The sequence below is a fragment of the Streptomyces sp. NBC_00273 genome, from assembly GCF_036178145.1.
GTDB lineage: Bacteria > Actinomycetota > Actinomycetes > Streptomycetales > Streptomycetaceae > Streptomyces.
The window spans coordinates 4,180,871-4,202,898 of the sequence record NZ_CP108067.1; the positions used below are offsets into that span (position 1 = coordinate 4,180,871).

23 protein-coding genes are annotated in these 22,028 nt (G+C 71.9%); 13 read left to right on the forward strand and 10 right to left on the reverse strand.

Annotation, left to right across the window (positions count from 1 at the left end; genetic code table 11):
- Positions 1–2: 2 nt before the first annotated feature.
- Positions 3–704, reverse strand: a complete 702-nt coding sequence (gene cpaB / locus OG386_RS17805) for a Flp pilus assembly protein CpaB (RefSeq protein WP_328788982.1) — start codon at positions 702–704, stop codon at positions 3–5.
- A 48-nt stretch (positions 705–752) separates the two neighbouring features.
- On the reverse strand, positions 753–1,670 hold the full coding sequence (locus OG386_RS17810; protein ID WP_328788983.1) for a hypothetical protein: 918 nt from the start codon (positions 1,668–1,670) through the stop codon (positions 753–755).
- Positions 1,671–2,099: 429 nt separating this feature from the next.
- Between OG386_RS17810 and OG386_RS17815 the strand changes: the two genes are divergently transcribed.
- On the forward strand, positions 2,100–3,803 hold the full coding sequence (locus OG386_RS17815) for a chitinase (RefSeq protein WP_328788984.1): 1,704 nt from the start codon (positions 2,100–2,102) through the stop codon (positions 3,801–3,803).
- A 125-nt stretch (positions 3,804–3,928) separates the two neighbouring features.
- A complete protein-coding gene (locus OG386_RS17820) occupies positions 3,929–5,266 on the forward strand; it encodes a M14 family metallopeptidase (protein WP_328788985.1) in 1,338 nt (445 codons plus the stop codon).
- 87 nt (positions 5,267–5,353) lie between these two features.
- Here OG386_RS17820 and OG386_RS17825 read toward each other — a convergent pair whose 3' ends face one another.
- The gene (locus tag OG386_RS17825) at positions 5,354–5,764 is read right to left on the reverse strand and encodes a RidA family protein (RefSeq protein WP_266604380.1); all 411 of its coding nucleotides are present in this window, start codon (positions 5,762–5,764) and stop codon (positions 5,354–5,356) included.
- A 56-nt stretch (positions 5,765–5,820) separates the two neighbouring features.
- Positions 5,821–6,573, reverse strand: a complete 753-nt coding sequence (locus OG386_RS17830; protein ID WP_328788986.1) for an IclR family transcriptional regulator — start codon at positions 6,571–6,573, stop codon at positions 5,821–5,823.
- A gap of 195 nt (positions 6,574–6,768) precedes the next feature.
- On the opposite strand from OG386_RS17830, the gene OG386_RS17835 reads away from it, so the two are divergent.
- From OG386_RS17835 to OG386_RS17845, 3 genes are read left to right on the forward strand one after another with little or no spacing between them, the layout of a single operon-like run.
- Positions 6,769–8,061, forward strand: coding sequence for an amino acid deaminase (locus OG386_RS17835; protein ID WP_328788987.1), 1,293 nt, complete (start codon positions 6,769–6,771; stop codon positions 8,059–8,061).
- Between the two features lie 10 nt (positions 8,062–8,071).
- On the forward strand, positions 8,072–9,670 hold the full coding sequence (locus OG386_RS17840; protein WP_328788988.1) for an N-acyl-D-amino-acid deacylase family protein: 1,599 nt from the start codon (positions 8,072–8,074) through the stop codon (positions 9,668–9,670).
- A gap of 23 nt (positions 9,671–9,693) precedes the next feature.
- Positions 9,694–10,710: a YdcF family protein gene (locus OG386_RS17845; RefSeq protein ID WP_328788989.1), complete on the forward strand. Its 1,017-nt coding sequence runs from the start codon at positions 9,694–9,696 to the stop codon at positions 10,708–10,710.
- Positions 10,711–10,792: 82 nt separating this feature from the next.
- On the opposite strand, the gene OG386_RS17850 is transcribed toward OG386_RS17845, so the two are convergent.
- Entirely contained in the window at positions 10,793–12,142 is a 1,350-nt protein-coding gene (locus OG386_RS17850) for a carbohydrate-binding protein (RefSeq protein ID WP_328788990.1), read from the reverse strand.
- Positions 12,143–12,332: 190 nt separating this feature from the next.
- Here OG386_RS17850 and OG386_RS17855 point away from each other — a divergent pair, with 190 nt between their 5' ends.
- Positions 12,333–12,518: a hypothetical protein gene (locus tag OG386_RS17855; protein WP_030013293.1), complete on the forward strand. Its 186-nt coding sequence runs from the start codon at positions 12,333–12,335 to the stop codon at positions 12,516–12,518.
- A gap of 179 nt (positions 12,519–12,697) precedes the next feature.
- On the opposite strand, the gene OG386_RS17860 is transcribed toward OG386_RS17855, so the two are convergent.
- Positions 12,698–13,633, reverse strand: a complete 936-nt coding sequence (locus OG386_RS17860) for a LysR family transcriptional regulator (protein ID WP_328788991.1) — start codon at positions 13,631–13,633, stop codon at positions 12,698–12,700.
- Between the two features lie 106 nt (positions 13,634–13,739).
- Between OG386_RS17860 and OG386_RS17865 the strand changes: the two genes are divergently transcribed.
- The gene (locus OG386_RS17865; RefSeq protein WP_328788992.1) at positions 13,740–14,192 is read left to right on the forward strand and encodes a nitroreductase/quinone reductase family protein; all 453 of its coding nucleotides are present in this window, start codon (positions 13,740–13,742) and stop codon (positions 14,190–14,192) included.
- An 18-nt stretch (positions 14,193–14,210) separates the two neighbouring features.
- Here OG386_RS17865 and OG386_RS17870 read toward each other — a convergent pair whose 3' ends face one another.
- Positions 14,211–14,762: a GNAT family N-acetyltransferase gene (locus tag OG386_RS17870; RefSeq protein ID WP_328788993.1), complete on the reverse strand. Its 552-nt coding sequence runs from the start codon at positions 14,760–14,762 to the stop codon at positions 14,211–14,213.
- 191 nt (positions 14,763–14,953) lie between these two features.
- Between OG386_RS17870 and OG386_RS17875 the strand changes: the two genes are divergently transcribed.
- Positions 14,954–15,313: a hypothetical protein gene (locus OG386_RS17875; RefSeq protein ID WP_328788994.1), complete on the forward strand. Its 360-nt coding sequence runs from the start codon at positions 14,954–14,956 to the stop codon at positions 15,311–15,313.
- Between the two features lie 11 nt (positions 15,314–15,324).
- Here OG386_RS17875 and OG386_RS17880 read toward each other — a convergent pair whose 3' ends face one another.
- A complete protein-coding gene (locus tag OG386_RS17880; RefSeq protein WP_328788995.1) occupies positions 15,325–15,801 on the reverse strand; it encodes a macro domain-containing protein in 477 nt (158 codons plus the stop codon).
- Positions 15,802–15,856: 55 nt separating this feature from the next.
- Positions 15,857–16,090, reverse strand: a complete 234-nt coding sequence (locus OG386_RS17885) for a hypothetical protein (RefSeq protein WP_266353139.1) — start codon at positions 16,088–16,090, stop codon at positions 15,857–15,859.
- A 465-nt stretch (positions 16,091–16,555) separates the two neighbouring features.
- On the opposite strand from OG386_RS17885, the gene OG386_RS17890 reads away from it, so the two are divergent.
- The 3 genes from OG386_RS17890 to OG386_RS17900 all read left to right on the forward strand — a co-directional run bounded on the left by OG386_RS17890 (position 16,556) and on the right by OG386_RS17900 (position 19,138).
- Positions 16,556–17,767: a pyridoxal phosphate-dependent aminotransferase gene (locus OG386_RS17890; protein ID WP_189733007.1), complete on the forward strand. Its 1,212-nt coding sequence runs from the start codon at positions 16,556–16,558 to the stop codon at positions 17,765–17,767.
- Between the two features lie 123 nt (positions 17,768–17,890).
- The gene (locus OG386_RS17895; protein WP_328788996.1) at positions 17,891–18,283 is read left to right on the forward strand and encodes an SCO4983 family protein; all 393 of its coding nucleotides are present in this window, start codon (positions 17,891–17,893) and stop codon (positions 18,281–18,283) included.
- Between the two features lie 210 nt (positions 18,284–18,493).
- Entirely contained in the window at positions 18,494–19,138 is a 645-nt protein-coding gene (locus OG386_RS17900; protein ID WP_328788998.1) for an RDD family protein, read from the forward strand.
- 45 nt (positions 19,139–19,183) lie between these two features.
- On the opposite strand, the gene OG386_RS17905 is transcribed toward OG386_RS17900, so the two are convergent.
- Entirely contained in the window at positions 19,184–19,606 is a 423-nt protein-coding gene (locus tag OG386_RS17905; RefSeq protein ID WP_327383559.1) for a hypothetical protein, read from the reverse strand.
- A gap of 143 nt (positions 19,607–19,749) precedes the next feature.
- On the opposite strand from OG386_RS17905, the gene OG386_RS17910 reads away from it, so the two are divergent.
- Both OG386_RS17910 and OG386_RS17915 read left to right on the forward strand, forming a co-directional pair.
- Positions 19,750–20,844: a hypothetical protein gene (locus tag OG386_RS17910; RefSeq protein ID WP_328789000.1), complete on the forward strand. Its 1,095-nt coding sequence runs from the start codon at positions 19,750–19,752 to the stop codon at positions 20,842–20,844.
- Positions 20,841–22,028 carry a toxic anion resistance protein gene (locus OG386_RS17915; protein ID WP_328789001.1) on the forward strand — a complete coding sequence of 396 codons (1,188 nt, stop codon included), beginning with the start codon at positions 20,841–20,843 and terminating at the stop codon, positions 22,026–22,028. The genes OG386_RS17910 and OG386_RS17915 overlap by 4 nt, the downstream gene beginning before the upstream one ends.

Below are 22,028 nucleotides of genomic sequence, written 5' to 3' on the forward strand. Positions count from 1 at the left end.
CCTCACCTGTCCCCGTCGAGGGTGTACGTGCGGTCGCCCGGGGCGGGCGCCGAGTCGGTGCCGGGGGCCACCAGGGCCAGGCGTACGTGCTCCGCGAAGGACTCGGCGTACGCGACGCGTTGGGTGTCCTTGGTGCTCAGGGCGAAGGTGATCGGAACGGCCTCGGCGGGGCCCTTGCGGTCGCTGTCCTTGTCCAGGGCGGTGAGCTTGCCGACGCCCAGGACGCGGGCGTTGGCGACGATGATCACCGAACGCGAGGGGTCGGTGTCCTTGGCGCCCTTGAAGGTGGCGAGGATGTTCACCTTGGCTCCGGAGGTGATCTTGCCGGCCACGCCGGTGGCGGCGTCGATCATGATGGCGATCTCCTGCTCACCGGGCTGGAGCTGCGGCCGGTCGACGAACATGTCCGCCTGGAGCAGCGAGCCCTTCTTGAGCGTGGTGAGGGCGATCTTGTCCTTGAGCGCGCCGAGGTCGGTGACGGCGGTGCCGGAGAGCCACCGTTTGGGGATCCTGACCTCCTCGAACTGCCCGGCCGCCAGCGGGCTGTACGGGGCTATGTCGCCCTTGGCCCGGTACGCGACGACCTCGGCGCCGACCTTGGAGTTGACGTCGCCGATCACCACGAGGACTCCGGCGAAGGCCCCCAGTGCGCACAGGACCGACAGGAGCAGCAGGATGACGCCGCGGCGCTGGCGTGAGTTCATGGGCCTTACCTACCTCGCCGTTCTTCATTCATTCGTGCGTTCGAGTGATCAGGGTCTGGAACGGGCGCTGCTCGCGGGCGGCGGTGGCGCGGTGAGCGGTGCCGCGCAGAAGCCGCAGCGGTCGCCGATGAGTTCGAGGCCGCACCAGCGGCACTCCTCCCGGCGGACCGAGGCGACGAGTTGGTAGAGCACGGACAGGTCCGGGATGCCGGCGGCGAACTCGACGAGTTTCGGGGTGCCCCACCAACCGGGGGACGCGGCGGGCAGCGGGTTCTCCAGGACGCCCTGGACCTGCCAGGCGGGGGCCAGTTCGGCCGTGACCCAGTCGGAGGTGAGCTGGCCGCGGGCGAAGGTGAGGTGCGTGGCGAACTCGGGGCCGGCCGGCAGCAGCGCACCGCGGGGGCCGTGCGCGCCTCGGGGGCCGTGGGCGCCCTGGGATCCGCCGCCGCTCAGTTTGGCCAGGTGCGGTTTCGGGTGGGCCATGACGGCGAACTGCGCGCTCGGCGACCAGGACCTGGCGTGCGCCCCGAGTCCGACCGGGACCCGGACCCGGTCGAGTTTGGCGACCGAGCCCAGCAGGGCGCCCGCGTAGATGTAGTGGGACAGCAGCCGGGCCGCGGAGGCGATGATCCCGGGGCTGAAGTCGCAGACGCTGAGCTGGCGCAGCTGACGTACCAGCAGGGCCGTTCCCAGCGGGGGCAGATCGATGCCGAGGAGCGCGATCCGGTCGGTTTCCAGGATGGCGCGCACGGTGTGCAGGCGCTGGACGGTGGAGCGCGGGAGCCACGGCGGCACGAGGGCCACGAGGTGGCCGTGCCGCTCCAGCAGGGCGCCCGTCTCGGCGAGCGAGGACTCCAGGTCGAGCTGCTCGGGCGGGTGGAGTAAGGCGGCCCCGGGCGTGTGCCGGTCAGGGGCCGGAAGTACCAGATCGGCACTGGTGACAGCGATGGCGGTCGGCACGTGCATTCCCCCGTTCCCCCACGTACACCCCGTACGCCCGTACGTCTCGGGCACGTCACGTGCCCGACGCGCGCTCCACACGGACTCGACCCGGATCTGACGCGGACTCGACGCGGATTCGGCACGGACTTCCCGCGTCCGCGCCCGCACCGCGCGACCGCATCCGATCGACCCGCTCCCCCTTGCCCCAGCACCATATCCGCGTCACCCCTGGCGGGGCAGGGCCTTGAAGATTCCCGTGCAACCAGCACACGTCACAGGGGTCGGAAACCCGGACAACAGGGATCACATAGCGGGCCATTTCAAGCCACATCGCGAAGACCCTTGACAGGGGGATTGGTCTGGACCAACTTGGCAGCCAACGCCGTGAGTCGGACCCACCCCACTCGGTCCGCCTCTGTCCACACCCCTTTTCCTCCCCCCACCGGAGCCCACGTGAACCGCATACGCTCCCTCGCCCTGCCCATCGCCGTCACCCTGACCGCGGGGGCCCTGTCCGCCCTCGCCGCCGGCACCGCACAGGCCGCCGACGTGAACGTCGCCCGCAACGGCGGCTTCGAATCGGGCCTCGCCAACTGGTCCTGCACCGGCGGAACCGGCACTTCCGTCTCCTCGCCCGTCTACGCCGGATCCGGCGCCCTGAAGGCCGCTCCGGCGGGCCAGGACAACGCCCGCTGCAGCCAGACCGTCACGGTCAAGCCGAACTCGACCTACACGCTGAGCACGCAGGTCCAGGGCAGCTACGTCTACCTCGGCGCGACCGGGACCGGCACCCAGGACGTCTCCACCTGGACGCCCGGGTCGGGCGCCGGCTGGCAGAAGCTGTCCACCACCTTCACCACCGGCCCCAACACCACCCAGGTCACCGTCTACACGCACGGCTGGTACGGCCAGCCGGCCTACGTCGTGGACGAGTTCAGCGTCTTCGGCCCGGACGGCGGGGGCGGCACCGACCCCGGCCCGTCGGTCCCCGGAGCCCCGGCCGGGACGGCCGTTTCCGGTCAGAGCGCGAACGCCCTCACCCTTTCGTGGAACGCGGTCGGCTCGGCCACCGGCTACTACGTGTATCAGGACGGCGTCCGCGTCAAGACCGTGACCGGCGGCGCCGCCTCCACCCAGATCACCGGGCTCGCGGCCGCGACTTCGTACTCCTTCCAGGTGAGCGCGTACAACGCGGCGGGCGAGGGCCCGAAGTCCGCCCCGGTGACCGGCACCACCACCGGCACCGACCCGGGTCCGGGCCCGGGTCCCGCCGTCCCCAAGCACGCCCTGACCGGCTACTGGCAGAACTTCAACAACGGCGCGACCGTCCAGAAGATCTCCGACGTCTCGGCGCAGTACGACATCATCGCCGTCTCCTTCGCGGACGCCACCACCACGCCCGGCGCCATCACCTTCAACCTCGACTCGGCCGGCCTCGGCGGTTACACGGTCGCCCAGTTCAAGGCCGACATCGCCGCGAAGAAGGCGGCCGGCAAGTCGGTCGTCCTCTCCGTCGGCGGCGAGAAGGGGACGATCACGGTCAATGACTCGACCTCCGCGAACAACCTCGCGAACTCCGCGTACGCCCTGATGCAGGAGTACGGGTTCACCGGCATCGACATCGACCTCGAGAACGGCCTGAACCCCACCTACATGACGCAGGCCCTGCGCTCGCTGTCGTCCAAGGCGGGACCCTCGCTCGTCATCACCATGGCCCCGCAGACGATCGACATGCAGTCCACGCAGGGCGGGTACTTCAAGACGGCGCTGAACATCAAGGACATCCTCACCGTCGTCAACATGCAGTACTACAACAGCGGCTCGATGAACGGCTGCGACGGCAAGGTCTACTCCCAGGGCTCGGTGGACTTCCTCACCGCGCTCGCCTGCATCCAGTTGGAGGGCGGCCTCGACCCTTCACAGGTGGGCATCGGCGTCCCGGCCTCGCCCAGCGGTGCGGGCAGCGGCTACGTCTCCCCGACGATCGTCAACAACGCCCTGGACTGCTTGACCCGGGGAACGAACTGCGGCTCCTTCAAGCCGTCGAAGACCTACCCGGGTCTGCGCGGCGCGATGACCTGGTCGACCAACTGGGACGCCAAGGCGGGTAGCGCTTGGTCGAACTCGGTGGGTCCGAAGGTTCACGGGCTCCCGTAGGCGGTACCTGTGGGGGTGGCCGGATCGGTACGGCCTGCACAGCGTGTCCTTGACCGGGACATGCCACGAGAGCACGCTGTGCGCGTCCGCACGGCTATCCCCACACTCCCGACCCAGGAGAACGCATGCGGCTCCATACCCGCCGGAGGGCCGCCCTCACGGCGGCCCTGCTGGCGCTCGCGCTGGGCGCACCCGCCTACGGCATGAGCGCGACGGCTTCCCCTCCGCCCACCCCTTCGACCGCCACCCAGGACGAGGCGATCGTCCAGTACCGGATCCACGGCCCCTCCACCGCCGCCGACCGAACCGCCCTGCTCCGTACGGGCGTCTCGATCGACGAGGTGGACGACCACACCGTCGTGGTCAGCGCCGACACGATGCAGGCCAAGAAGCTGAAGGCGCTCGGCTACAAGCTGACCGCCCTGCCCGGACCCCCGGACCGCTCGGTGCCCGGCATCGCGGCGAGCCCGATGGACTTCCCCTCGGCGGACTCGAAGTACCACAACTACGCCGAGGCGACGGCGGAGATCAACCAACTCGTCGCGCAGTACCCCGCGATCGCGAGCAAGCAGGTGATCGGGAAGTCGTACCAGGGCCGGGACATGTTCGCCATCAAGATCAGCGACAACGTCGCGACGGACGAGGCCGAGCCCGAGGTGCTCTTCACCGCCCACCAGCACGCGCGCGAGCACCTGACCGTCGAGATGGCCCTGTACCTGCTCAAGGAGCTCACCTCCAAGTACGGGAGCGATTCCCGGGTCACGGGCGCCGTCAACGGCCGCGAGATCTGGATCGTCCCGGACCTCAACCCGGACGGCGGCGAGTACGACATCGCCACCGGCTCCTACCGCTCCTGGCGCAAGAACCGGCAGCCGAACTCCGGCTCCTCCTACGTCGGCACGGACGAGAACCGCAACTGGAACTACAAGTGGGGCTGCTGCGGCGGCTCCAGCAGCAGCAAGAGCTCCGAGACCTACCGGGGAGCCGCCGCCGAGTCGGCGCCCGAGGTGAAGGTCGTCGCGGACTTCGTCCGCAGCCGGGTGATCGGCGGCAAGCAGCAGATCAAGGCCGCCATCGACTTCCACACCTACAGCGAGCTCGTCCTGTGGCCCTTCGGCTACACCTACAACGACACCGCCCCGGGCCTGACCGCCGACGACCTCGCCGTCTACAAGAAGATCGGCACGAGCATGGCGGCGAGCAACGGCTACACGCCGGAGCAGTCGAGCGACCTGTACATCACGGACGGGACGATCGACGACTGGCTGTGGGGCAACCAGAAGATCTTCGCCTACACCTTCGAGATGTACCCGGAGAGCGGTGGCGGCGGCTTCTACCCGCCGGACGAGGTCATCGACCGCGAGACCGCGCGCAACAAGGACGCGGTGCTCCAGCTGTTGGAGAACGCGGACTGCATGTACCGCTCGATCGGCAAGGAAGCCCAGTACTGCGCGGCGCCGTGACCGGCTGACCGTGTGAAAGGGGGCGCCCCACCGCCAGGGGGGCGCCCCGCCCGCGCGTCCGGCGGCGCGCCCGCCCGCAGACCCGACTCAGCCGAGGACGGCGAGGGCGTCGATCTCGATGAGCAGCCCGGCCGGCAGGCCCACGTACACGGTGGTGCGGGCGGCGGGGGCCTCCTTCAGGCCCTGCTCCTCGAAGTAGGCGTTGTAGAGGGCGTTCATCTCGGCGAAGTGCCCGGTGTCGGTGAGGTAGACGCGGATCATCATCACGTCGTCCCAGCCCGCACCGCCGGCCTCCAGGACGGAGCGGACGTTCTCCAGCGTCTGGAGGGTCTGCTCGCGCAGGGCCGGACCGGCGGGCGTGGGCGGCTGCCCCTCCACGTGCGGGAGGAAACCGACCTGACCGGCGACCTGGAGGATGTTCCCCTTCCGCACGCCGTGCGAGAACTTCGCGGGCGGGGCGGTGTGGGTGGCGGGCGTGATGGCGACCTTCTCGCTCACGTTCGTCTCGGTCACGTTCGTCTCGGTCACGTCGTTCTCGCTCACGTCGTTCTCGCTCACGTGCTCTCCTGTGCTCCTGAGTAGTCCTGGCTGATGGCTTCGGCGGTGCGCAGCACCTGCGGCAGCAGTTCGAACAGCCCCTCGGCGGGGATGACCACACCGGGCGCGGAGACCGACAGCGCCGCGACGACCCGCCCGTCCGGCCCGTGCACGGGCGCCCCGAGGCAGTTGATGGACTCCTCGTGCCCACCGAGATCGGTGGCCCAGCCCTGCTCCCGTACGAGGTCCAGCTCGCGCAGGAAGGCCGCCGCGTCCGGGGTGGAGCGGGCGGTGTAGCGGGGGTACTCGATCCGGCCGGCGAGGGCCCGGAGCTCGGCCTCGGGCAGGTCGGCGAGGAGCAGCTTGGCCACGGCGGCGACGGTGAGGGGCACGGGCCTGCCGATGCGGGAGTACATGCGGACCGGGTAGCGGCTGTCGACCTTGTCGACGTACACGACCTCGTCGTCCTGGTGGAGGGCGAGGTGAACGGTGTGCCCGGTGGTCCGGTTCAGCTCGACGAGGTGGGGGTGCGCGATCTCCCGGACGTCCAGGTTCTCGATGGCCTCGGCGGCGAGCGCGAAGAGCTGCGCGCCGAGCCGGTAGCGGCCGTCGGGCCGGCGGTAGACGAAGCCGCGCTCGTTCAGGGTGCGCAGGAGGCGCAGCGCGGTGCTCTTGTGCACGCCGAGCTCGTCCGCGACCTCGCCGAGGCCGGCGGGGCCCTTCGCCAGCAGCGGCAGGATGCCGAGTGCCCTCTCGACCGACTGGCTCATCGCTCGCCCTCTCCTACGGTCACTGCAACACCGGCTCGGATCCAGCCTCGCCGGCGATTGAGGCGCGGGGGTTCGGGGGCGGAGCCCCCGCAGCGGCGCCGCACGTTGACCCACCGTCACCCGGGATGTTAGACAGCGTGCAGCGGTATACGCAACGACCGTTGCACCACACGCAACCCCCGGGAGGCACCCCGCATGGCCAGCGACAGCGACCCCGTCAAGGACCTCGCCGACGAGCCGGTCGACCACCGGTTCAAGGGCCTCCCCCCGGACGCCCAGGCGCACGGCCTCACCGTCGGCCGGCTCGCCGCCGAGCGCCGCGACCTGTACACCGGCGGCTTCACCACCCCCGTCCTGACCCTCGACGCGGACGCGCTGGAGCACAACCTCGCCGCGCTCGGCACCTACGCCGCCCGTCACGACCTGGCCTTCGCCCCGCACGGCAAGACCCCCATGGCCCCGCAGCTCTTCCGCCGCCAGCTGGAGCACGGCGCGTGGGGCATCACCGTCGCCATGCCCCACCAGGCCCGCGTCTGCCGCGCCTTCGGCATCCGGACGATCTTCCTGGCCAACGAGCTGGTCGATGCTCCCGCCCTGCGCTGGGTCGCCGACGAGCTCGCCGCCGACCCCGACTTCCGGTTCGTCTGTTACGTCGACTCCGTCCGCGGGGTCGAGCTGATGGACGCCGCCCTGCAGGGCCACAGCGCCACCCTCGACGTCGTCCTCGAACTCGGCGCCGGCGCCGAGGGGCGCACGGGGCTCCGTACCGACGACGAATGCCAGGCCGTCGCCCAGGCCGTCGCCGCGTCCCCCGCCCTGCGCCTGGCCGGCGTGGCCGGCTACGAGGCCACCATGCCCGGCGCCGACGCCGACAGCGTCCGCGCCTGGCTGCGCCGCCTCACCGCGCTCGCCGCCGATCTCGACAAGCAGGGCCTCTTCACCGGCACCGGCCTGGACGAGGTCATCGTCAGCGCCGGCGGCAGCGAATGGTTCGACGCCGTCGCCGACGTCTTCGCCGGGATCCCGGAGCTGTCGCTGCCCGTCCTGCCGCTGCTGCGCTCCGGCGCGTACGTCTCCCACGACCACGGTTGGTACTCGGGCCTGACCCCCTTCAACCGCGTTCCCGAGGAGGGCGGCCTGCTCCCCGCCTTCCGGCTGTGGACCCAAGTGGTCTCCCGCCCCACGCCCGGCCAGGCCTTCGTCAACGCCGGCAAGCGCGACATCGCCTACGACCTCGGCCTGCCCGAAGTGCTCGCCGTGCGCAGCGCCCGCGACGGCGTCGAGCGCGCCGCGACCGGAATCCGGGTGACCAAGCTGTCCGACCAGCACGCCTGGGTCGAGACGGACGCCGACGCCACCGCGCTGGAGGTCGGCGACTGGGTCTCCCTCGGCATGGCCCACCCCTGCACGATCTTCGAGAAGTGGCCGCTGATCCCGGTCGTGCAGGCCGACGGCGCCGTCACCGACTACATCCGCACGTTCTTCTAGGCACCGGTCGGTGGACCTGGTCATCCGGGGGGCCCGCGTCGTCGACGGCACGGGCGGGCCCTCGTACACCGCCGACGTCGGCGTCCACGAGGGCCGGATCGCCGAGATCGGCAGGCTGCCGGGCGGCCGGCTCCCGGGGGGCGGGCGCCGGACCCTCGACGCCCGCGGCCTCGCCCTCGCCCCGGGTTTCGTCGACATGCACGCCCACAGCGACCTCGCCCTGCTCCGCGACCCGGACCACAGTGCGAAGGCAGCGCAGGGCGTGACGCTCGAAGTCCTCGGCCAGGACGGCCTGTCGTACGCGCCCGTCGACGACCGCACCCTCGGCGAGGTGCGGGCCGCGATCGCCGGCTGGAACGGGCCCGGCGACGACGTCGACTTCGACTGGCGCACAGTCGGCGGGTACCTCGACCGGCTGGACCGGGCCCACGGCGGCCGGGGCGTGGCCGTCAACGCCGCCTACCTGGTCCCCCAGGGCACGGTCCGCGCGTACGCCCTCGGCTGGGACGACCGCCCGGCGACCGCGGCCGAGCTGGACCGGATGCGGCAGCTCGTCGCCGAGGGCCTCGACCAGGGCGCCGTCGGCCTGTCCTCCGGTCTCACCTACACCCCCGGCATGTACGCCACCGGGGCCGAACTGTCCGAGCTGTGCCGGGTCGTGGCCCGGTACGGCGGCTACTACTGCCCGCACCACCGCAGTTACGGCCGCGGTGCGCTGGCCGCCTACGCCGAGATGGTCGCGCTCGCCCGGGACGCCGGCTGCGCCCTGCACCTCGCGCACGCCACCATGAACTTCGGCGAGAACCGGGGCCGGGCCGGCGAGCTGCTCGCCCTGCTCGACGCGGCCCTGGACGGGGGCGCCGACATCACCCTCGACAGCTACCCGTACACCCCAGGCTGCACCACCCTCGTCGCGCTCCTGCCCGGTTGGGGGAACGAGGGCGGCCCGGAGGCGGTCCTGGCCCGGCTGCGCGACGACGCCCAGGCCGAGCGGATCCGCCGCGCGCTGGAGGTCGAGGGCTCCGACGGCTGCCACGGGGTCCCCGTCGACTGGTCGACGATCGAGATCTCGGGCACTGCCGACCCCGCCTACGGCCCGTACGTCGGCAGGCGCCTGGACGGCTGGGAGACCGCCCGCGCCCTCCTGCTCGGCGACCGGCTCGCTCCGACGGTCCTCCAGCACGTCGGCCACGAGGAGAACGTCCGGGCGATCATGCGTCACCGGGTCCACACCGGCGGCTCCGACGGCATCCTCCAGGGCGCGAAACCGCACCCGCGCGCCTACGGCACCTTCCCCCACTACCTCGGCCACTACGTCCGCGAACTCGGCCTGCTCTCCCTGGAGGAGTGCGTCGCGCACCTGGCCGGTCGCCCCGCGGCGCGCCTGCGGCTGCCCGACCGGGGCCTGGTCCGCGTGGGGTACCGCGCCGACCTCGTCCTCTTCGACCCGGACACGGTCGCGGCCGGGTCCACGTACGCGCGGCCTCGCGTGCTGCCGACCGGGATCCCGCACGTCCTGATCGACGGGCGCTTCGTGATGCGCGACGGGCGCCGGACGGACGTGCTGGCCGGGCGGGCGGTGCGCCGAACCGGCCGCGATCTTCGGTAAATCGGACATCTACGATGGGCGGCATGGTCGCCTTCGCGCTTGCCGCCGTGCTCTTCCTCGCCTTCTGCATCAGTGTCCGGCAGGACCGGCGCCGCTTCAGCAACGCCGTGCTCCTGGGGCTGACTTTCCTCAGCGCGTTCTCCGCACTGTTCCTCCAGGTCGTCAAGCTGCCCACCTGGGCGGCCGTCACGGTGCTCGTGCTCGTCTTCGCCTCACCCGTGTTCGCGGCCCTGGCCCTGGGCGTCTTCCTCGTCCGCAACGGCATGGTCATGATCCGCAAGGAGGGGTTCCGGCCGGCCAACCTGCTGTCGATGCTCGCGGGCCTCACGATCTTCGGGCTGATCGCGCTGCTGGTCCTCGTCGGCGTGGTCGGCTCGCCCCTCCTCGGGGGCGTCGCCGGAACGGTCACCGTGGTCGCCGGCTACGTCTCCTTCGTCTTCTTCTGCTTCCTCGGCTACGCCTTCCTCTACGGCCGGATCAAGGTGCGCGGCGACGTCGACCACGTGGTCATGCTGGGCTCGGGCCTGATCGGCGGCGACCGCGTGCCGCCGCTGCTGGCCTCCCGCCTGCGCAAGGGGCAGCAGATCTACGAGGCCCAGCTGGCCCGGAGCGGCCGGCCGCCGTTCCTCCTGGTCTCGGGCGGCAAGGGCTCGGACGAGAAGGTCTCCGAGGCCCGGGCGATGGCGGACTGGCTGATCGCGCAGGGCGTGCCCGAGCAGCACGTCGTGCTGGAGGACCGCTCCACCACGACCGAGGAGAACATGCTCTTCAGCCGGGACGTCATGACGGCGCACGATCCGGCCTACCGGTGCGTGGTGGTCACCAACAACTTCCACGCCTTCCGGGCGGCGATGCTGGCCCGCAAGACCGGCGTCAACGGGCAGGTACTGGGCTCCCCCACCGCGAAGTACTACTGGCCGAGCGCCACCATCCGCGAGTTCGTCGCGGTCTTCTGGGAGCACCGGATCGTGAACCTGTCGATCTGCGCCCTGCTCACCGTCTTCGGCGCGCTCGGCACGCTGGCGGCGGTCCTCGTCTGACCCGCGCCCCGCGCGCACGCGGTGGTGCCGTGACTCCCCCCTTGGCAGTCACGGCACCGGATCCCGGCTTCGCGGGGGTCGGTCAGACCCGCTGCCAGAGCGCCGGGACGTTCGGCGGCTCCCAGCCCGGCTGGGCCTGGTGCCCCTGGAGGCAGCGGTAGGTCGAGCCGCCGTGGGTGACGGTGGCGCCGGCCGCGTAGACGGTGCCCGCCTTCCAGGTGCCGCCCGGCTCGGGGTCGCCCGGTCCGGGGCCCGGGCCGGGGTCGCTGCCGCTGACCTTGAGGGTCAGCCCGTACGCGGACAGGATCGGGTTGAGCGGCTGGAAGAAGGTGGTCCCGCCGCTGGAGCAGTTGCCGGAGCCGCCCGAGGTGACGCCCTGGGCCTGGCTCCCGGAGAGGTAGGAGCCGCCCGAGTCGCCCGGCTCGGCGCAGACCGTCGTACGGGTCACCCCGGAGATGGTGCCCTCGGGGTAGGTGACGCTGGTGTCGTGCTGCTGGATCGTGCCGCAGTGCCATCCGGTGGTCGATCCGGTACGGCATACCGAGGCCCCGACCGGCTGCAGCACCGAGCCGGTGACCTGCACGTTCGCCCCGCCACTGCCCTTCACGTAGGGGGTCGCGGTCCACTGGGCGTTCGCGGCCACCCAGGCCATGTCGTTGCCGGGGAAGACCGAGGCCTGGAAGGAGCCCTGGGACACCTGGTTGAAGCCGCTGGTGGTGGTTCCGGCGCGCCCGCAGTGCCCGGCGGTGGCGAAGCCGTTCACGGAGCCCTTGGTGACGGGGAAGCCGACGGAGCAGCGGCCGCTGCCGTTCATGTAGTACGCGTCCCCGCCGCGCAGGTCGTACAGCGGGCGCGGGGCCCCGGCCGTACGGACCACCGTGACGGCGGCCGGGTCGGTCCCGGTGGCGGCCAGCAGCGCGGCCGCCGCCCCCGCCCCCGTCTCCTCGACGACGAGGGTGTTGGAGCGCGGGTCGACGTAGCGGACCGGGGTCGCGGGACCGGCGGCCCGGTCCAGGGCGGCCCGGTCGGCGTCCAGGTCGGCCAGGGTGCGGGCGACCAGCTTCGCCCGGGCCCCGGTGGCCCGTATCGCGGCGGTGTCGGCGGCCCGGGTGGTGGCCACGGTGAGGGTGCCCGAGTCGGCCCCGTCCACCCAGGCCCCGGCGAAGGCGGCGCCGAGCCGGTCGCGCAGCCGGGCGGCGGTGGCCCCCGCCTCGGCCTCGTGGATCAGTCGTGCCTTGGCCTGCGTGGGGGTCAGGCCGAGGTCGCGCTGCATCGCGGCGAGCAGCTCGGGCGGGGCGTCGGCGGTGCGCAGGGTGGCCGCCGCGGAGGGCGCGGCGGGGGTGGGATCGGCGGTGGCGCCGCCGGTCCCGGCCAGCAGCAGCCCGGCGGCGGCCAGGGCGGTACACGCCGCGCGGGCGTGTCGCTTGAGCATGGGGGATCTCCTCGGTTTCCGGTGGGGGTCTGCGGAAACCGTAGAAATCCGAACCGTCGTGCGGGAGCTGCCAGTTGGCCCCTGCCCCGGTGTTATGCCCGGGGCCGTCCGGCGGCCCGCGCGCGGTCGAGGTGCGTTCATGGGGCGGCGGCCGGAGGATGGGGCCAGGGGTAACCGTAGGAGGTACGCGATGGTCAGTGAACCCGACGAGCAGCCCACACGGTCGGACCGGCTCTTCACGGGCGGGGAACGGCCGTACGACCCCGAGGACCTCGTGATGGTGACCGGCCACGACCCGACTCCGGAGCGGATCGAGAAGGCCCGGAAGCTCATGGAGAAGGAGGGCCCGCAGGTCATCGAGCGCTACCTGCCGTAGCCACGGCACGGCGCCCGAGCGCTGCCGCAACCGCCCCCGGCCCCGCCGGGGGCGTCTCCCAACCCGGACGGCACCATTCCACCCGGGCCGGCACCACTCCAGCCCCGCCGGCGTTTGAGGCGCGGGGTCCGGGGGCAGCGCCCCCGCAGCGGCGCCGCACCCGCCCGCCCGGTGCCCGGCTAAGCCGCCGGCAAGGCAACGGCTCCGGCCGACCTGGCCAACGCCTCCGCATGCGCGGCCCGCACATGGCCGAGTACATCGGCGGCCCGCGCAGCGACCCGCGCGGCAGGATGCCAGCCCAGCAGGTGCCGCCACACGAGCGGGGTCCCGGCGAGGGGTCGCGCGACCACCCCCGGGGTCACCGGGAACGTGGCCCGGCACAGTCCGACCGCCCGCCCCACCTGCACCAGGTGCACGCAGGAGGCGGTGTCGGTCTCGTAGACGCAGGCGGGCGTGAACCCGGCCCGCACGCAGGCCGCGGCGAAGCAGTCGCCGAAACACCCGTCGCCGGGGACGTCCGTCCACGCCTCGGCGGCCAGCTCGGCCAGTTCGATCTCGGTACGCGGAGCCGGGGCGAGGGGATGGTCCTCGGCCAGCATCACGTACACGGGGTCGCGCGCCACCTCCATCCACGCGAGGCGCCCCGGCTCGGGCGGCGCGCTCTCCCCGCAGACCCCGACCAGTGCGAAGTCCAGGCGGCCGTCGGCGACGCCGGCGGCGACCTCCTTCTCCGACCAGGAGGTGTACGTCATCACCGGCACACCCGGCTCCTCGTGCGCGAGCCGGTCCACGAGCCCGCCCAGCAGCGGTCCGTGCGTGCCGCCGAGCCGGTAGCCGTGCGCCCCCTGGCGGGCGAAGCGCTGCGCGTCCTCCTGCAGCTCGCACACGGCGGGCAGCAGCACCCTGGCCCGCTCCAGCACCAGCTCGCCGAGCGCGGTGGCCCGTACGCCGTCGCGCCCCCGCAGGAACAGCGTCCCGCCCAGCGCCCGCTCGATGCGCTTGAGCTGCGTACTGAGCGCGGGCTGCGCGAGGCCGAGCGCGGTGGCGGCCCGCGTCAGGCTCCCGGCGTCGGCGACGGCCCGGACGATCTTGAGGTGCCTCAGCTCCAGATCCATACGACGAGCTTGGTCCAGACCTGTGGCCGTGCGCTACGGGTCGGGCGCATCCAGAATCGTTAATGCTCGTTAGCCGCAAGGGGGACACGACCCTAAGGACAGGAAAATGCACGCACTCGAAGTCGACTGGGACCACCCCACCGACCCGCGCCCCGGCCCACGGCTCGACCACGTACGCGCCTACGTGAGCACCGCGGGAGCCGACGGGCACCTCTGGCACGGGGTCCGCACCCTCCTGCTGACCACGCTCGACCGCGCCAGCGGCCGCCCCGTCCGCACCCCGCTGATCTACGGCGAGGACGCCGGTCGGCACATCGTCCTGGCCTCCGCCTACGGCGCCCCGGACCACCCCCGCTGGTACCGGAACCTCACCGACCACCCGGAGGTCCGCCTCCAGGTCGGCGCCGCCGCCTTCACGGCGCGGGCGCGCACCGCCACGCCCCAGGAACGCGAGGTGTACTGGGAGATGATGACGGCCCTGTGGCCCCCGTTCGAGGACGACCGCGCCGCGGCCCGACCCCGCGAGATCCCGCTGGTGATCCTGGAGCGCGCGGGCTGAGCACCCCGCCCGCAACGGTCAGAACGTCGGTGCGGCGACCGCGCTGTAGGTGCGCCCGCCCGCGACGAAGTCGCCCAGCGGGACCATGCCGAAGCCGTCGACGTGCACCTTCCAGGACGGTGCGTTCCCGGCCTCGATGAAGGCGACCACGACTTCGGCGCGCTCCGAGGCCGCCGCTACGGCCATGGTGAACAGCGCCCGGGCCACACCGCGCCCCCGGTACGCGGCGGCGACCACCACCGGCCCGTAGAGCAGCCACCGCGCCTCGGCCAGCGGGCGCCCCTGCCACTCCAAGGCCCCCTGGGCCTGGAGCAGGCCCGCGACCGGCGGCGACGGGTCGGCCAGATTCGCCGGCGCGGCCAGCGCGAGCAGCCCGACGATCCGGCCTCCGTCGTCCGCGACCAGCAGCTCCCGCGCACCGACCATCGTCCGTAGCGCACCGACGTCGAAGCGGCCCTGGACGAAACCCTGCTCGGCCCGCTGCCGTTCCGTCAGCGCGTCGTGGTGGTTGGCGGCGAAGAGCTCAGCCATGGCGGGCGCATCGGCCTCGGCGGCGTACCGGTACTCCATCCCGCGATCGTGCCACGCCGGCGCGGCCGGACCGCGCTGCCGACACCGGGGCCTACGGGTGACACCGGGGGCGGTGTTGAACGCGTTCAACGTTCTGGCAGTATGGCCTCCGGTGAACCTGCCGGAACAGCGGGAATGCGGATCCGCCTGTCCTCGCGACGGGTTGCCACGAGACCGGAGGTGGGCACGACGTGGGCCTCGTACTGATACTCCTCGCCCTGATACTCGCCCTCGTGCTCGCCCTCGTGGGCCTGGCCGTGATCCTCACGGTGAGCGCGGGCCTGGGCCTCGCGACCGCCGCGGTGAGCCGCAGGCTGCCGCTCTGGGCCAGGATCACGCTGCTGCTGACCCTTGCCACCGCTCCGGCGGCGACGCTGGTGAGCACCCTGGACGTCGCGACCGCCTGGCAGCTGGCCGCCTGGGCGCCGCCGTTCCTCACGACGGTCGCCTCAGGAGCCGTCTGGCTCGCCTTCGAAGCCGACAGGCACCGCACGCCCAAGCTCCCGAAGCAGGCATGGCCGGTCCGCCGCCTACCGGCCGCCGGTCGTTGAGGACGCGCGACTCACCCGTGGTCGTACACGGTCACTTCCACGTCGCGCGCGCACAACGTGTTGGCGATCAGCGGCTCGATGCGCGACCACTTGCCGCCGGCGAGCCCGCACCCGATGCGCGGCATGTGAACGCTCGCCCCGAGCTCGACGGCACGATCGGCGAGCGCGGCCAGACACCGCTCCACGGCGTCGTACCGAACGGGCGGCCCCCCGCTCCCGGTCCGAATGCCGCGCTGGCCGACCATGTTGGCCACCCACAGATCGGGCTTCACCTGCACCAACTGCACGGCGCCCAGCCCGAAGTCGTTCCCGCTGCGCCCCCGGTGCCAGGTCCGGTACGCGGCCTCGGGCTCGGCCCACCGGCGCGAAACGGCCACCACGAAGCCCTTCCCCCACCCCCCGAGGTCATTGCAGACGTGCGCGATGACCTTGGGCCCCTTGGCCTGGGGACTCGTCGCATCCCCGGCAATGATCCTGATCGGCTTCACACGTCGAACGATAGGCGCCCCCACTGACACCCCGAGGAACGGACGAGCCGCCCCCTCAGAGGTACTCGCGGGCGAACTCCACCGCCCATTCCACCGCCGCCAGCGGGACGCTGCCCGAGTGGGGGTCGATGGCGAGGCGGGCCGATTCCCAGTCCTGGTCGTGTTCGCGGAAGATCGCGAAGCGGGCCTCCTCCAGGACCCCTTCCGGCCTGACCAGGAACTCGATCGCCCGGTCGTCGCCGTCCGTGCCGACCGTGGCGATCTCCATGTCGCCGACTACGAAAACCACTGTCCCGCGCTCCTCAGTTGCCGCCGTACACGTGCACCAGCAGGAAGAGCGCGATGAAGGACCGCTCCTGCCGCCACGAGGGCGCCCGCCACGGCGGCGATGGCCGCGGCGACCCGTTCGGTGCGCCGGCGGTGACCCGCCGGCTTCCACTCGCCCTGGTTCATGCGCCCAGCCTCCGCCGCGCCACGGGCGCCCGCATGAGTGTGCGTACTCATCCGGGGTACTCATGCGGCCTACCCGGTCACCATCGATCTACCCGACCACCTGGGGTGACGAGCGCAACACCATGCGCTCGCGCAGGCCCGCGCCCCACTCATTCCGCAGGTCGGAACGCAGGCGCGACCCCGGATTCCAAGGGGGGACCACTTCCCCACCCACCCATTGCCCGAAATGGGGCAAACCACCCTTCAAGCTTCTCTTCGAAAACACGCGTCAAGCCCGCACCCGGGCCCGTAAGCTCCCGACATGCAGGTGATCCAGTCAACCAAACTCGCCAATGTCTGTTACGAGATCCGCGGCCCCGTGCTCGAAGAGGCGATGCGGCTCGAAGCAGCAGGTCATCGCATCCTCAAGCTCAACACGGGCAACCCCGCGGCCTTCGGCTTCGAGTGCCCGCCGGAGATCCTTGAGGACATGCTCCGCAACCTGGGCACCGCCCACGGTTACGGCGACGCGAAGGGGCTGCTCTCCGCGCGCCGCGCGGTCATGCAGCACTACCAGACCAAGGGCATCGACCTGGACGTCGAGGACATCTACCTCGGCAACGGCGTCTCCGAGCTGATCCAGATGTCGATGCAGGCGCTGCTCGACGACGGCGACGAGGTCCTGGTCCCCGCGCCGGACTACCCGCTGTGGACCGCCTCCGTGTCCCTCGCCGGCGGCACGGCCGTGCACTACCGCTGCGACGAGCAGGCCGACTGGATGCCCGACCTCGCCGACATCGAGCGCAAGGTCACCGATCGCACCAAGGCGATCGTCATCATCAACCCGAACAACCCGACCGGTGCCGTCTACGACGAAGAGATGCTGCGCGGGCTCACGGACATCGCGCGCCGCCACAACCTGGTCGTCTGCTCGGACGAGATCTACGACCGGATCCTCTACGACGGCGCCGTGCACCACAACACCGCCGCCATCGCCCCGGACCTGCTGACGCTGACCTTCAACGGGCTCTCGAAGAACTACCGCGTCGCCGGCTACCGGGCCGGCTGGATGGCGGTCTGCGGCCCCAAGAAGCACGCCGCCTGCTACATCGAGGGCCTCACGGTCCTGGCCAACATGCGCCTGTGCGCGAACATGCCCTCGCAGCACGCCGTGGCCACCGCGCTCGGCGGCCGGCAGTCGATCGAGGACCTGGTCCTGCCCGGCGGGCGGATCCTGGAGCAGCGCAACGTCGCGTACGACCTGCTCACCCAGATCCCGGGCGTCACCTGCGTGAAGCCGAAGGGCGCGCTGTACGCCTTCCCGCGACTGGACCCGTCCGTCTACAAGATCAAGGACGACCGGCAGATGGTCCTGGACCTACTGCGGGCCGAGAAGATCATGGTGGTGCACGGCACGGGCTTCAACTGGCCCGAGCCCGACCACTTCCGGATCGTGACCCTGCCGAACGCCAAGGACCTGGCCGATGCGGTGACCCGGATCGGGAACTTCCTCGACGGCTACAGCCAGCTGTAGCGACGCACGGGGCGTCTCGCCGGAGTCCAGCCGGCGAGACGCACACCCCAACGGCAGGATTCAGCTCAACTTTAGAACGGATCCAATGTAGGATGGCTTCCTGACCACGCAGGAGGCCGCCCCATGTACGAGCCGATCCGCACGAAGCCGGTCGTCCACCGCATGGGCGCCACTCCGGCCGACTACCCGCACAGCAGCCGCGGCGAAGCGCTGGACATCCAGCTCGCCGGCCACCTCGCGGCCCTGCTCGCCGTCACCGACGAGCTCGGGCTCGACGAAGGCGCCGCCGAGATCGCCGCCCAGGTCGCACGACTGCGCGGGACCCAGCCCGCCCGTGCGCCGCGCCACTCCGCCGAGGACATCGCCGCGCTGCACCAGCGCGCCCACGACCTCGCCGCCCGCGCGCTCCTCGTCGCCGCTTCCCGCGCCGACACCACCGTCGCGATCCTCGCCGCCGAGCGCATGGACGCGCACGCCGCCGCCCTGGCGTCCTCGGACCTGGCCGGCGCCCTCTAGACGGCCCCGGTCCGGGGCCGCGGAGGCTCCGGACCGGGTGCCATGCTCGATGCGCGAGGGCCTGCGGCATGGGCGGGAATTGGACAGAATCCGTTGCTCCGAACACGATGATGGCTGAAAGATCGCGGTTGCCCGGGGGAGGCCGCTCCACATGCTCCATCTCCTCCACTCCGCTTCGTCCCCGTTCGAGCATTCTGGAGAGATTCGCGCATGAGCTTCGGCGACCCGAACAATCCCTACGGCCAGCAGCCCCCGCAGGGCCAGCCCGGCCAGCAGGCACCGCAGGGCGTGCCCCCGCAGTACGGCTACCCGCAGCAGCCGCCGCAGGGCGCCGTCCCGCAGTACGGCTACCCGCAGCAGGCCCCGCCGCCGTACGGCGCCTACCCGCCGCCGGGGATGCACGCGCCGGGCATGCCGGGCTCGGGGATGCCGCCGCTGGCCCACTGGGGTCTGCGCGTGGGTGCGACCCTGCTCGACGGACTGATCATCGTGGGCCCGATGTACGCCCTGATCGGTCTCGGCGCGGCCGTCGCCAGCGACGAGTCGACCGAGGCGATCGCCGGCATCCTCAGCATGATCGGCGTGCTGTACACGTTCGGCATGTTCCTCTTCCAGAAGTACCGGGAAGGCACCACCGGCCAGACGATCGGCAAGAAGATCGTCGGCATCAGCGTGCACCGCGAGGCCGACGGGGCCACGCTCGGCTTCGGCATGGCGCTCGTCCGCTGGCTGGCGCACTTCCTCGACGGCATCGCCTGCTACATCGGCTACCTGTGGCCGCTGTGGGACGAGAAGAAGCAGACCTTCGCCGACAAGGTGTGCGGCACCGTCGTCATCAAGGCGAACAACGGCTGATCGCCCCACGGTGAGGACCGGTGGCGGCTGACGGCACCACGACCTTCAGGCCGCCCGCGCGAACTCCGCGCCGGCGACCCCGCACCAGGGCACCGTCGCCACCGGCCACACCGGGCCGACCGCCTCCCCGTACTCGGTCGCGCCCGGGGCCACGCCCGGGATCTTCACCAGCGCCTGCGCGGCCCGCCCCTGCGGGTCCGCTTCGGCGCGGTCGCGGAACTCCACCGTGACGACGTACGCGCCGGGACCCTCGACCCGCCCGGTCGCCTCCACCGCCGCCACCACCCGGCGGCTGGCCGGATCGATTCGGCACCCGGTGACCCGTACGTCCTCCACCGCCGCCCGCGGCGGCGGCTGCGGCGGATCGCCACCGCTCGCCCACACGTACAGACCCAGCGGGGCGAACACCAGCAGCCCGGCCACCGTCACCAGGCCGACCAGCCAGCCCTGCCATTTCAACGTGCTCACGCCCATGCCCCGATCCTTCCGGGCCACCGCCCCGCCCACCAGCACCCGAGGGCCCACACAGCATTTCGAAGTGGGACCGCCTGGACACCTGACGTTCATTCAAGTTGGCGCGGAATGTGGGTTTCCGCGAGCACGCTGCACCCGTGAGACGCATCCTAGGAATCGTCCTGGGCCTCCTCCTGATCGGCGGCGTGCTCTACGTCGTCGGGTTCCAGGGGCAGGATCACCCAGAAACCACGGCAACGAAGACCGTGCGTGGCGTCATCGGCTCGGAGAAGTCCGAATTCTTCCGCGACCCCGACGTCGTCAAGGCCCTTGCCGCCAAGGGCTACACCGTCAAGACGGAGACCTCGGGCTCCTGGGCGATGGACCAACTCGCCCTCAAGGAGTTCGACTTCGCCTTCCCCAGCAGCAGTGAACCCGCCAAGGAGGTCGCGGCAGCCGCCGGGCTCAAAGGGGTCCAGGAGACCAAGCCGTTCTTCTCCCCCCTCGTCGTCATCGCGCGCGCCGGCGCGGCCAAGGTGCTGGCCGACAACGGCCTCGCCAAGATGACCGGCAAGAACTCGGGGACCCTGCTCATGGGCCCCTTCCTCAAGGCCGCCGGCGAGGACCGCACCTGGCAGCAACTGCCCGGCTCCGCGGCCCACGCCGAGCTGACCGGCACGGTGTTCATCAAGACCACCGACCCGTCCTCCTCCAACTCCGGCGCCCTCTTCCTCGCCGCCACGTCCAACGTGGCGAACGGCAACACCGTGGTCGCCGACGACGCCGGCATCGCCCGCACCGCGCCGCTGATGCGCAAGCTGATCTCCGTCCAGGGCGCACTGGAGCCCAGCACCGACGACCCCTTCCGGGCCTTCATCAGCGGCAGCGGCGAACCGCTGATCCTGGTGTACGAGTCGCAGGTGGCCTCGCTGCTGATGCAGAAGCAGGATCCGGGCGACATGGTCGTGCTCTACCCGGACACCACCGTCAACTCGGCGCACACCTTCGTGCCGCTCACCGAGCGGGCGAGGGAGCTGGGCGCCCTCCTCGCCACCGATCCGAAGCTGCGCGAGCTGGCCGTGTTCCGCGGGTTCCGCCCGCAGGAGGGCGTGGCCGAGTTCGCCGCCGCGACGGCTCCGCACACCGCCTACCTCAACACGGGGCTGACCGGCATCCGCCAGGTCGGCACGCCCACCGTCAAGATCCTGATGGCGCTGGCCCAGCGCGCCAAGGGCCAGGGGGACACGCCATGACACTGACACCGCCCGAGGACACGTCCTTCCACCTGAGCCCTCCGGAACCCGTCGCCCCCGTACGCAAGGAACAGGCCGCCGGGCTGGTCCCGCTCCAGGACGGCGTCCGCGAGGAGATGGCCCGCCGGGCCGGGGAGTACGTCGGCTCGCTCGCCGCGATCGACGCCCGCTCCCCCGAGTTCGCCCGGCGCATCGGCGAAATAGCCGCCCTGGGCCAGGCCGACATCCGCAGCGCCGCCCAGCAGTCCAACCGGATGCTGGAGCGGGCCGTGCGCTCGCTCGGCTCCGACGGCGGCGGTGACGCCCAGGCCCGGGTCGCCGGCTCCCTCGTGGAGCTGCGGCGCACGGTCGAGGACCTCGACCCGCGGGACGCGCCCGCCAAGGGCGCCCGCAAGCTGCTCGCGAAGCTGCCGGGGGGCAACAAGTTCCGCGACCACGTGGCGAAGTACGCCTCCTCGCAGGCCACCCTCAACAAGATCGTGGGCTCGCTCCGCAGCGGTCAGGACGAGCTGCGCCGCGACAACGCGGCCCTGCACACCGAGCGCGCGCGCCTGTGGGAGACGATGGGCAAGCTCCAGGAGTACGCCGTCCTGACCGAGGCCCTGGACGGCGCCGTCGAGCAGCGGGTCGCCGAGGCGGAGCACACCGATCCGGGTACGGCCGACACCATGCGCGCGGACGTGCTCTTCCCGGTCCGGCAGAAGCACCAGGACCTGCTGACACAGCTGGCCGTCTGCGCCCAGGGTTACCTGGCGATGGACGTGGTCCGGCGCAGCAACGACGAGCTGATCAAGGGCGTCGACCGGGCCGCCACCACCACCGTGTCCGCGCTGCGGATCGCCGTGATGCTGGCCTCGGCCCTCGAACGCCAGCGCACGGTGATCGAGCAGGTCAACGCCCTGAAGGGGACCACCGAGGAGCTGATCCGGGGCAACGCGGAGATGCTGTCCACGCAGAGCGGCGAGATCCAGCGGATCGCGGCCGATCCGGCGGTGGGCGCGGAGACGCTGCGGACGGCGTTCGCGCAGATCTACAAGACGCTGGACGCGATCGACGCCTTCAAGGTGCAGGCGACGCAGAACATGGCGGCGACGGTGGAGTCGCTGGCCGGTGAGCTGCACGGCGCGTCGGCGTACCTCGCGCGGACGCGGACCGCCGGTGCGCTCGAGGGCGGTGACCGGTGA